Origin of the sequence: Aliiruegeria lutimaris (assembly GCF_900099935.1) — a bacterium.
Lineage (GTDB): Bacteria > Pseudomonadota > Alphaproteobacteria > Rhodobacterales > Rhodobacteraceae > Tropicimonas > Tropicimonas lutimaris.
Window position 1 is genome coordinate 1 of the sequence record NZ_FNEK01000113.1, and the last position, 11,000, is coordinate 11,000.

General features: G+C 59.7%; 12 protein-coding genes. 3 read left to right on the forward strand and 9 right to left on the reverse strand.

Annotation, left to right across the window (positions count from 1 at the left end; all coding sequences use genetic code 11):
- The 6 genes from BLR85_RS28775 to BLR85_RS26395 all read right to left on the reverse strand — a co-directional run.
- On the reverse strand, window positions 1-239 hold a 239-nt coding region (locus BLR85_RS28775), incomplete at its 3' end, for a helix-turn-helix domain-containing protein (protein WP_139188566.1).
- Window positions 240-479: 240 nt separating this feature from the next.
- The gene (locus BLR85_RS26375; RefSeq protein ID WP_139188567.1) at window positions 480-1,550 is read right to left on the reverse strand and encodes an autotransporter outer membrane beta-barrel domain-containing protein; all 1,071 of its coding nucleotides are present in this window, start codon (window positions 1,548-1,550) and stop codon (window positions 480-482) included.
- A 67-nt stretch (window positions 1,551-1,617) separates the two neighbouring features.
- Complete coding sequence (locus BLR85_RS26380; protein ID WP_093164433.1) at window positions 1,618-3,282, reverse strand: sulfatase-like hydrolase/transferase; 1,665 nt, start codon at window positions 3,280-3,282, stop codon at window positions 1,618-1,620.
- Window positions 3,283-3,354: 72 nt separating this feature from the next.
- Window positions 3,355-4,167, reverse strand: a complete 813-nt coding sequence (locus BLR85_RS26385; RefSeq protein WP_093164435.1) for a formate/nitrite transporter family protein — start codon at window positions 4,165-4,167, stop codon at window positions 3,355-3,357.
- The gene (locus BLR85_RS26390; RefSeq protein WP_093164437.1) at window positions 4,164-5,396 is read right to left on the reverse strand and encodes a DUF3179 domain-containing (seleno)protein; all 1,233 of its coding nucleotides are present in this window, start codon (window positions 5,394-5,396) and stop codon (window positions 4,164-4,166) included. Before BLR85_RS26390 ends, BLR85_RS26385 begins: the two co-directional genes overlap by 4 nt.
- A gap of 41 nt (window positions 5,397-5,437) precedes the next feature.
- Window positions 5,438-5,695 carry a hypothetical protein gene (locus BLR85_RS26395; RefSeq protein WP_093164439.1) on the reverse strand — a complete coding sequence of 86 codons (258 nt, stop codon included), beginning with the start codon at window positions 5,693-5,695 and terminating at the stop codon, window positions 5,438-5,440.
- Window positions 5,696-5,839: 144 nt separating this feature from the next.
- On the opposite strand from BLR85_RS26395, the gene BLR85_RS26400 reads away from it, so the two are divergent.
- Window positions 5,840-7,222: a tetratricopeptide repeat protein gene (locus tag BLR85_RS26400; RefSeq protein WP_093164441.1), complete on the forward strand. Its 1,383-nt coding sequence runs from the start codon at window positions 5,840-5,842 to the stop codon at window positions 7,220-7,222.
- Here the strand turns inward: BLR85_RS26400 and BLR85_RS26405 are convergent.
- Entirely contained in the window at window positions 7,213-7,539 is a 327-nt protein-coding gene (locus BLR85_RS26405) for a hypothetical protein (RefSeq protein WP_093164443.1), read from the reverse strand. The genes BLR85_RS26400 and BLR85_RS26405 overlap by 10 nt on opposite strands.
- A 428-nt stretch (window positions 7,540-7,967) precedes the next feature.
- On the opposite strand from BLR85_RS26405, the gene BLR85_RS26415 reads away from it, so the two are divergent.
- The gene (locus BLR85_RS26415) at window positions 7,968-8,609 is read left to right on the forward strand and encodes a hypothetical protein (protein WP_093164447.1); all 642 of its coding nucleotides are present in this window, start codon (window positions 7,968-7,970) and stop codon (window positions 8,607-8,609) included.
- A gap of 12 nt (window positions 8,610-8,621) precedes the next feature.
- Window positions 8,622-9,341, forward strand: a complete 720-nt coding sequence (locus BLR85_RS26420; RefSeq protein ID WP_093164449.1) for a tetratricopeptide repeat protein — start codon at window positions 8,622-8,624, stop codon at window positions 9,339-9,341.
- A gap of 187 nt (window positions 9,342-9,528) precedes the next feature.
- Here BLR85_RS26420 and BLR85_RS28780 read toward each other — a convergent pair whose 3' ends face one another.
- Both BLR85_RS28780 and BLR85_RS26425 read right to left on the reverse strand, forming a co-directional pair.
- Window positions 9,529-9,756, reverse strand: a complete 228-nt coding sequence (locus BLR85_RS28780; RefSeq protein ID WP_139188568.1) for a hypothetical protein — start codon at window positions 9,754-9,756, stop codon at window positions 9,529-9,531.
- Window positions 9,757-9,880: 124 nt separating this feature from the next.
- A partial coding sequence (locus tag BLR85_RS26425; protein ID WP_244520889.1) for an IS91 family transposase occupies window positions 9,881-11,000 on the reverse strand: 1,120 nt, incomplete at its 5' end.

Sequence of the window (11,000 nt, forward strand, 5' to 3'; positions counted from 1 at the left end):
TCTCCCTTGTCGGCGATGCGCGCCACAATCCAGCCGGTCACGCCGGCCAGTTTGCGGTGGCCACCTCCGTTACCTTGCGGCCGCGGTGTCAGTGATCCGGTTTCCCGCCGCAGCTTGATCAGATCGTTCACAAATCTCGGCGAGACCCGGAAGTGCCGCGCCGCCTCGCGGTGCCCGTGACCTTCATCGACAAAAGCGACGACGCGCTCGCGTAACTCTATTGGATGTGGTCTGCCCACCTGCGACCCCTATATCTGCCTCAACAGAAGGGAAACACATCACAACCAATCTGGGAATCCTGAATCGGATAGGCCGCGACACGCTCTAGTCCAAGTCGGAAGGAGTCTCGGCGTTGCCGCGACAGCCTTGGCACCAACCCATTTTCATGATGTCTGCGGTCAATAGCGCACCATCTAGCTGCCCTAGCGGAAATTGCCGCTGTGTTTGCCAATACCGCTCGCGCGGAGCGTATTTATCTGTCAGAATCTGTACGTCGCCGACAAAACAACCCGCTCATCTCCCCCGCCGTTTCGGTTAAATTCCGCCTGAACGGACGTCCCGTTCCGGAACCCCAAATTCAGCCCTAGGACGGCTGAGTACTTGTTAACGTTCTCCTGCCGCACCTTGTAGCGGATATTGAGGTCGTCCCCGTCATCAAAGGCGTCTTCCACCTTATAGACGCCCTCAATCACCGTATCGACATCGAGATAGCTGGCGCCGAGATAGGGCGACGCCATATGCCCGTTGCCGAACTCGAACCGTCGACCGACACGCAGACCAGCGGTGGTCGAGCGGATATCAGTCTCGGAATTGGAGGAGACGGTGATCGTGTGCGCGGCGTTCAGCGAGCCCCACCAATTGCCAATCCCGTAGACCCCGATCGCCCCGACAGTCGTAGTCACAGCATCGATATTGGCGGTGAAGTTGAGCCGCAGGTTGTCGGGAAGCCCGGCTCCCGGCGGAAGCGGGCCGATATCGGCAAGGTCGAGAAGCACGTCGAGACCGACTTCGCCATCGAGCTGTCCGACTGTGGCGAACAAGTTCAGAAAGGGCAGGACCCAGACATCAGCCTTGAGCTGCTTGGAGCGGGTCGAGCTACGGACATTTTCGAAAGAGACGAAGGGCGTTTCTTTGAGGTCATCCTTGGATGGCTCGAACCCTTTGCCGAGTGTCACGGAAAGGTTGGAGAGGTTTTGTTCTTGGACATTATCCACACCCAGCAAGGTCAGTCCGATGGGAAGTGGCAGCGCATAGCCACGGTTGATTGCTTCCTCGCCCAGAAGTGGAAAGAGCCTGTCGTACCTGATCGGTTCATCAGGTACTTTCGAGGCCGACGGGTCGCGCAACTGCAAATTGTCCGGCACGCGCAGCAGGACGCCGAGCTGCGGCAGGACACCTGGCGCCGCTTCAACCTTACCCGTGTAGCGCCACGACAACCCGGTATCCTGATCCGGCTCGATGGTTTCCTGTCCCGAGGCGGATAATGCTATGGAAATCAAGAAAGCAGCCGAGATTGGGCACGGATACCAATTGCCTTTGAGCGCAACCAAAAAGTTCATCCAGCGAACTCCGTTCGGAACGGCTTGGCGCGCCCCTTTGACAGGGCACGTCACCGCATTACTTCGAGACAGCCTGCTGTTTCAGCAGGAAGTTCTTCACCGCCGCCTGGGTCTCGGGGCGTAAGTTCTCGATGCCCTCGTAAGGAAGGCCCCGTGCCGGACCGCTATCGGGGTATTTCTCCTTACGCGCCATGTGGCGGCCGAGAATGCGGACGAATTCCTGCCCTCCCCAGGCGCCGATCTCGGTGGAGATTGGGTATTTTTCATGTGTGTCCCGGAAGAGATCGAAGAAATCTGCGCCGATCGCGTTTTCACCGGCTCCGGGCAGGTTCAACTTGAGCTTGTCCTTGATCACCGCTTTCGGCACGGCGACGGAATAGACGATCACATGATCGCGACGCCCCTTGGTCTCATCTTTCATAAGGAGCGCCGCCGATTGATCGACCCCATCGACTAGCCTGTCGCGCGGGATCGCATCGCTCGCCCCGCCCAACCGTGACAACGTCGTGTAGAGGTCGGAGACGTGGATGATATTGTTCACCAGAGAATCTGCGGGGATCATCCCCGGCCAGCGGATAAATGCGTCCACGCGGATACCGCCCTCGGTCGTGTCGCCTTTGCCGCCGCGGAAGATCATCGGCGTGAAGCCCGACTGCGGCGAGTACTTGGTGAAATGCCCATTGTCGCCCATCAGGACGACGACGGTGTTTTCGGTCACGCCAAGTCTGTCCATCTCGTCGAACAGCTCCCCGAGCCAACCATCGAGTTGCTGCATCTTATCGACATAGAGCCCGCCATTGGGACTTTCCGGGCCCGAGCGCCCGGTGCGCGTGTTGTGCAACGGGATCATCGGCCAGTATTGCAGAAAGAACGGCGCATCGCCCGCAGAGAGCCGTTGGAGTTCTTCAAGCGTCTTGTACTGGAATGCTTGGTTCATCTCGTCGTATTTGGCGGTGTTCCAACGCTCGCCCGGCTCCATTCGGATTTCCCGGATCGGTCCGCCGGCCTCACCCTCGATCACCGTCGCCATCGCCGAGGCATCCGGGCGGAACATGTTGTCGAGCGTATAGGCCGCCTCGAAATCGGCGATCCCAACAGACACCTGCTCGCGGATCGCGTCATCGTGGAAGATCGTCAACTGGCCCTGCTGGTGGATGGCGTGCTGGGCGTAGTCGAACCCCTGGTTCATCGCCCAGCTTTCCGGGATGTCGCCCATGTGCCATTTGCCGACATGGCTTGTGGCATAGCCGGCCGTCTTCAAGACCTCGGCCAGTGTCACCTCCTCGCCCGGCAGGCCGAAGCCCGCGATATCGACCGTGGTATCGCCCATGCCCATCCGCACCGGAAGGCGTCCCGTCATCTGGGCCACGCGCGTGGGCGTGCACGACGGTTCGGTATACATCCGCACCATGCGCATCGCCTCGTCGGAGAAGGCGTTGATATTTGGCGTCTGGTAGCCGCGAACCGCGTTTAGTTCCGGAATGCCCATGTCGCCGAAACCAAGGTCGTCGATCAGAATGCTAATGATGTTGGGGGGCTTGCCACCATTAGCATCCCGTGCTTCCGCCAGCTTCGCATCCACGGCCGCGTCGTCTTCGGCCCAGGCTTCGGCGTGCTGGGCTTGGAGGATGTAGAATTCTGCATCATGGATGATTGGCGCATCCTGTGCCGCGGCGGCGCCTGCCATCAGCAGCGCTGCCATTGCCGTGAGTGTTTTTTGCATCCGTCTTCCCCTGTTGATTATCGTTGTTCGCGGCGCGCCCAGGAAAGGGCGCGTAGCAGGTTCGAATTACTCTCACTTCATGCGATGCTGGAACGCGAACCAGAAGGGCAACACCACGAGCAGTGATCCACCAAGGATGTTTCCAATACCGGCAGGAATCACATTCCACAGGAACGCATCCACCCAGCCCGGTCCGCCACCATGCGCCATCGAGAGCGAAAAATACCCCATATTCGCCGGGCTGTGTTGCAGGTTCCCGGCAACGAAGAGCGATACGACAAGAAAGATCGGGACATATTTCCCAACCAGCGTATTGGCCATGATCGCGAAGAAGGCGGCCATGCCTATCAGACCGTTGCCGAGCATACCTGAAACCACGATCCGGCCCCAGTCGAGCGCCGTTCCGCCATCCGTTAAGTAAGCCATTTTCTTGCCTACGGTGATGGCCAGCAGCTCAGTCACGCTCTCGGGATAGACCTGCGCAAAGGAGATCACCGCCCCCGCGACAAACGCGCCAAGCATGTTGCCGAGCCAGGCCAGAACCCAGAAGCGGATCGCCACGGCGGGTAAGCCCATGGGTGTGCGCTGCAGAGCGCTCGCCGGGAGCAGAACATTGGCTTCAGTGAACAGCGCGGCCCGGCTTAGGATCACCATGAAGAAACCGACCGAGAACCCCAAACCCTGAAGCAGGATCTGCGGTCCGGCAGCAGACACTCCGTTGGAGAGCAGGATCGAAAACAGGGCTCCAAGCGTGACAAAGGTGCCTCCCGTCATCGCCAGCACCAATATCTGTGCCGGTGTGCGCGACAGAAAGAACCCGCTCTCTGCGTGCATCTTTGGCAGCACCTCCTGGGCGGAGAGGTACTGCCGTCCGGGCTGGCTCATGCGACCTCCGCGCCTTCGTTTGAATGCCCGACGCTGTTGGGACGGTTGATGTCTGTCGTTGGGAAGAAATTCGCCCAGACATGCCAGAAAGAGCCTGCCTTCACAGTCTCGACGCGTTCCAGTTTGCCCTTGTCGCTGTTGCCGAAGAAATCGATCTGCGACACTGGCTCGCCGCTGTCGTTGTACCAGATACCGAGGCTCTCGAAAGTGTTGTCATACTGCGCGACGATACCCCGACCGCCGACCTGGGAGTTGATCGGCACACCGGCCGATTTCACGAAGTCTTCCGTGTAGCAGGTGTAGTCATCGCCCACATTGAAACCCCAAACGAAGGTCTTCAGCGGCAACCGGCGGTCAATATGCTCGACATTGTCCATCACCGGCTCTTCGCGGCGGTATTGCTTGGCGAGCCCGACGACAAAGGCGGAGTTGACGATGAAGTCCACGAGCCAAACCAGCGGGTTTTTCGAGGGTCGGTTCAGGAAAACCTCTCCTTCGGGATAGGCTTTCTCGAAGCCTCGGAAGGTCATCCGGAAGGTCGGCCATTCCTGCATCCTCGGGCCGTCGCGCGCATCCCGTTCCCGATTACCATACATTTGCTGGATCGGCTCGCCTGTGTTGTTGTCGCGCATGATCAGGTTGTTGCCATGCTGGGCCAGCACTTCGAGATTGAGCTTCTCGCCGTCAATCTCGGGTTTGTAGCCATGGCCAAGATGGGTCATCGAGCAATAGGTGATGATGACATTCTCGCCTCCGAGCCCCTGATGATTGCCAGCCAGATGCGGGCGCCAGATCTCGTAATCCGGGTGCGCGCGGGCATGGCCTTTGTTCTCGATGACGATCACGCTGTCCTCGGGGGCGACATATCGCTTGGCCTCGGCGATCGAATAGTAGGTCGCCTTGTCCTGTTGATGGCGCAGCCCGATATGCACCCATACCCAGGTGAAACCGTAGAAAATCACCAGCACGGCCATAAGAATCCAGAACAAGACGGATGAACCGCCCGCACCGGTTGCAAGGTGCAAAACAGCGGCAAACAGGCCAGCCGCGATGCCGGGAAAGATAATCTTGTACTCGTTGCGAATGAACCAGAGCATGTTCTTGCGCTTCACCTTCAGCACCATCTGAGTAACGTCGCCGAGATCGCGAAAATAGATGAAGCCGATATATCCAGAGGCGGCGAGACTGGCCCAATAAAGGACAGTCCAGATTGTGGCAGTCTGTTCCATGGTGTCGTCCTTGGGGTTGCTTTATGCTGGTTGGGTTTGCGTCAGGTTTCGCGACGAGGGAGCGGCATTGGGGAAGTGTTTCCGGCCTCCGCATCAAGGCGCTGCCGGATTTCCTCCTCCAATCCCCTCAAGCTGTCCAAGATGTCCGGAAGCGCCGGGGAACCTTCGGACTTCAACCGAGCGACCGATACGTAGTCCCGGCAGATTTCGGCAAAGACTTCATCTTCTGCATAGAGCCGCAGGATTCGATCGAGATCCTTCTCGAACAGGCGCGCAAGGTCGGTTGCTGGGATTGGCATGAGGCGTTCTTACGTGGCAGTAACAGGTTCCCTGACACTGCACGCTTTGCATTCTCGGAATAAACGCTACTTACCGATTTTAACCGTTACAGCGTCTCTAAAATTTTGTTATGCATGGAAAACTTCGCGGCGACTGCGCATAGAATGGAAAAGGCTACACAAGAACTACCCGATCGTCACACCGTCGAACTGGGGTTGAAAAGAGCGCTGACCAGCCCTGAGTTCGAAGGCGCGGGCCGTTTGCGGGAGTTTCTGTCATATGTCGTAGAGGAAACCTTGGAGGGACGCGGAAACGACATTCGCGGCAAACGGATCGCCGAAGATGTCTATGATCTGGCTGGTATTTCCACCAGAGATTCCACTGGAGTTGTTCGGGTGGATGCCAGCCGCCTTCGGAGACGGTTGGATGTCTATTATGCCGGGACAGGGTCGCGCGAACCATTGCGGATCTACATCGACAAGGGAGGATATGCGCCGCGATTCGAAGCGCACCGGGCGCTCGAACAGACCCCTAACCCCGAGCCACGTCTCCGGCCGGAAGGCGAACCAAGGAGCAAGGGCGTGACCTTGCCATACTGGGTTCTGTTATTGCTGATTGCTGCAGCAATCGGCGGCGGGCTTCTGTCGCTTCGTCCTTCCCACCCACCAGTGGAAGTCGAAATGCCTGAACTTCCTGACCTTGCCAGCATCAAGGAACGGGAGGTACTTTTCGAGCAATCAACAGCCACGCTCAAGGCGAGAAATGCGGCCGCCGAAGCGCGGACCATGATGTTTCCGGCAACGGAACCCTGGCGGGTCCGGGCGGCACAAGTTCTCTATGACGGCGCCATCACACTGGACCCAAGCTACTTCGGAGGCTATGCGGGCGGCGCTCAGGCCGCGGCAATGATCGCGGGCGTCAGCCCTCCAGGACCGGAACGCGATGCGATGCTTGATAAAGGGCGTTCACTTGCCGCGAAGGCGATCGAGCTGGCACCTACTGAGGCGTGGAGCCAGTCTGCTCTCGCATTCCTGAAGTTAGTGGAACGAGAGTTTGACGAGGCCAACCGCCTTTCGCTTCGCGCAATCGAACTTGACCCCGACGACCTCCAGGCTCTCGAAATGGACGCTATCATTGCTCTGTTTTCTGGTGACTTCGAGCGCGCCGCAAAAAACGCCGCACCAGAAAAGCACATTAACCGCAACGGCTCGCGTTTTCCGTGGCGGAACGCCCTTGGAAACGCTCATTACCACTTGGGAAATTACGAGCTATCCATCCGCTACCTTAAAGAAGCGGCGGCTCTGGGAGAGCCAGTGAGCGAAATCAACTCGTCGCATCTGATTGCTGCACTGCAGGCGAGCGGCAAGACAGAGCTTGCGGCCAGTATGGTGCAGGGATTCAACGATACGTGGCCTGAAAGCCGGGTGCATCTTTTGTTGCAGCAGATTTTTCAGGATCCAGCAGATGCTAAGAACGTGATCGCTATGATGAAAGCGGCTGGGTGGTCGTCAGCGTCTGCTGGTTCCGGCGCCGCTTCTCATGAGTAGTGGATCAACTCTTTCTGGTTGCGAAGCCCCTTGTGCACGTAGACCCAGACGAAGGCGACCAGTGCCCCGGTCCAGATCGTTGCTATCCAGAACAGCCAACTAGGGCCCACACCGAAGCCGAGATGCACAATCGCCGACACCAGCCAGGCACCGCCGCCGATTGCCAGAAACTGGTACTCGTTGCGGATGAACAGATCGACATTGACCCGCTTGGTCTTGATGACCAATTGCGGGATATCCCCGAGATCGCGGAAATACAGCAGACCGATGATCAGAGAGATCAGCAGGCCGGCATAGAACAGAAGATATCCAATCATGTCTCAGACCCTTGCGGTTGGCCAGGCTCCCGAGGGGGCGCGGTCGCCTGTCTGTTGGCGGACCGGCCAAGGTAGCTTCTGATTTCCTTTTCGAGTCCCGAGAGGCTGTCGCGGATATCCGGTAAGGTGGGGTCATCGGCCGCGCACGGCAGCAGTCCCATCAGGACCTCCAGATCCCTGCAGATTTCGGCAAACTCGGGGTCGCGGAGTCTCAGCTGCCCTATCTCGTCGACGTGGTCAGGAAACCTGCGTGCCGAAGCGTCCATCGCTCGCTCGTTATCCGGCGCGTCGGGGCGCGCCGTGTCCTGTTTGCTTAGGGGACAAGTATCGTTGGAGATTTTGAGGCCGTGTAGGTATCTTGAGGTATGTTACGCCGTAACACGGTTTCGTTTCATAGACTTGCGGTTGTCGCTTTGCGGAGGAAAGCCGTGTCAGAAGACACGAACACCAAGCCGGCAAACGGCTCCGAGTCAGTTGCGGGAATCGCTTCCGAAGCAATCCGTGACGCATTGGCCAGAGTTATCGCCAGCCCGGAATTTCAGGGCGCCGAACGGTTGCAGGCGTTTCTGACCTATGTGGTCGAAGAAGCTCTGGCCGGGCGCGGAGACCTCATCCGCGCCAAGACGATTGTCGAGGATGTCTACGGCCGGTCGCCGGGAGAAGGGCGCGATCCGATGGCGGTCGTTCGCGTTGATGCCGGGCGTTTGCGGCGCCGTCTGAGTGGCTATTACGCCGGCTCGGGCTCGGAGGCGGCGCTGCAGATCCATATCGATGCGGGCGGCTACGCGCCCCACTTCGAGCAATGCGCTCCGTCTGAACCGGACCCGCAGCCCGCCTTTCCGCCCTCGGCCGGCATGCAATTGCGTCGCGTCCTGGTGCTGCTGGGCGGGATCGCGGCGCTTGTCGCAATCGGGTGGGTCGCACTCGACCCGCCCCGATATTTCGCGCGCCTCACGGAAGAGGAGCGTCGGGCGGACAACGGGCGCGAAGCCCTGTTCAACACATCACCGGCAAAGCTCCAGGCGGCGAACCTGGCCGAACAGTCGCGGGCCTTGCTGTTTCCTGTTTAGGACCCGGAGCGGTTGACGCTGGTGCAGGCGCTGTTCGAACGGGCAATCGAACTCGATCCGGATTATTTCGGCGGATATGCCGGGAGCGCTCAGGCGCTGGCAACGCTGGCAATCACATCTCCCCCCGGTCCGTCCCGGAGTGAATTGGAGGTGCAAGCCGCTGAACGCGCGGCTCGCGCGCTGGAACTCGCACCCGCCGAAGGTTGGAGCCATTCGGTGGCGGCCGTCGTGTCGATGGTTCAGAGGGATTACAATGCGGCACTGGCGCAATCGTCCCGGGCCCTGACGCTGTCGCCGGAAGATGTCTGGCTTCGAAACCTCGACGCCCTGATTGCCCTATTCAGCGGCGAATTCGAGCGCGCGATCCAGTCGGCAGATGCCGTTGGCCGGCAAGCCAATCCCGGCAACAGGTTTCCCCACCGAAACGTCATCGCGTCGGCCAAGTTCCACCTTGGGCACTATGCAGAAGCGATCAAATGGTACAACACGGCGGCCCGTGAGGGTGACCCGATCAGCGCGATCAGCCTGGCATACCTCACCGCAGCGCAAGAGCGTCTTGGCGAAACCGAGGCGGCAGCCGAAATGTTCGCGCTCATGCAGAAAGCCTGGCCCGATTTCCCGATCGAAGCGCTGTTTCTATCTCTTTTCCGAGATCCGGATCACGCCTTGGAAATCACCTCCGCTTTGGAAGAAGTGGCAGGCGCTGACCAAGGTCCGATGTGGTCGCAATAGTGCGCACGCGATCTGCGATCGAGAAGTGCCTTGAGCGTGTGGAAACTCCGTTGCCTGTTATCGGACAGAATGGAGCCCTGCTGCAGAAAACGGCTTGCTGAGATTCCGAGGGAACCAACACATCCGCGACCGCCAGCGGTTCCCATTCGGAATCCGTCTCTCATAGCCGTCATCCGGCATGATCAGCTCAAATGTCGGAATTGGTGAAGGATTTCTGATGCGGGGCGCGGCGTGAGTTTTGGCTTTGCGCGACCTCGGCCCGCGTTGGAAATCCTCCCAGGGTGGAAGCCGCGAGGGTCTTGTTGCTGTCTATGGAGAAAGCGCGCAGTCGGTACTTCGGGCGGCTGACTTCGAACCACGCAATGGTCTGAGGTTGAGGCGCCTGCACCGCGTTTCTACGTTCTTGGTCTTCCATTCAGACTGACGATCTTTGCGTTGATACAGTGGTTGCATGCTGATCTGTGTGTAAGGCGCACCGATTTCGATCCGGGTCGCAGGCTCGGACCAGAGTGGAATTTTCGAAGGGAATGGACATTTGGTCATGCGGCCTGCTCCCAAGGTGGTGCACGGGATAACGGGATTCGCCCACGCCGGAAGATCTCGACGATCCGCATCGGTCCGCCGCAGCAAGGGCACGGCTCGCGCAAGGTGAGCGGGGCGGTCTCTGTACTGTCCTGCGGTTCCGGCTCGGGCGGTTTGGCGTCGAGGAGGTTGCGGATTCTGGCGATGTTGGCCTTTCTGCTGGCGTTGGCCAACAGCCCGTAGTGGCGGATGCGGTGAAAGCCGTCGGGAAGGACATGGAGCAGGAAACGGCGGATGAACTCGCCAGTCTGCAGCCGCATGACCCGCTGCCGGTCGCCTGATTTGATCCGATAGTCCTTCCAGCGGAAGGCAACAGTGTCGGCGTCGGCGCTGATCAGGCGGGAATTGGAGATAGCGACGCGGTGGGTATAGCGGCTCAGATAGGCCAGCACGGCCTCCGGGCCACCGAAGGGTGGCTTGGCATAGACCACCCATTCGGCCTTGCGGAACGGCGCCAGCCAGGTGGCGAAGGCTTCACCGTCGGACAATCCCTCCATGTCGCCGTGGAAGTCGAGCTTGCCGGCCTGATGAAGCGCCGTCAGCGCTTCCAGAAAGAGCCGTCGGAACAGGCGCGACAGCACCTTCACAGGAAAGAAGAACCCAGGGCGGCAGGCAATCCATCGGGAGCCATCCGGCGACAGCCCGCCGCCGGGCACGATCATGTGGATGTGGGGATGGTGGGTCAGTGCGGAGCCCCAGGTGTGGAGCACGCTGGTGATGCCGACGCGGGCGCCGAGATGCCGGGGATCGGCGGCGATGGTTGTCACGGTCTCCGCCGAGGCGCGGAACAGCAGGCCGTAGACCGCCCGCTTGTTCCAGCACGCGATGCGGGCGATCTCGGCCGGCAGGGTGAAGACCACGTGGAAATATTCGACGGGCAACAGATCCTCCGCTCGCGCCGCCATCCAGTCGCGCGCCGCGGGGCCCTGGCACTTCGGGCAATGCCGGTTCTTGCATGAGTTGTACGCGACATGTTGGTGGCCGCACTTGCTACACGCGGCGACGTGCCCGCCGAGCGCCTCGGTTCGGCAGGCTTCTATTGCCGACATCACCTTGAGCTGGGTCAGGCTGACATGC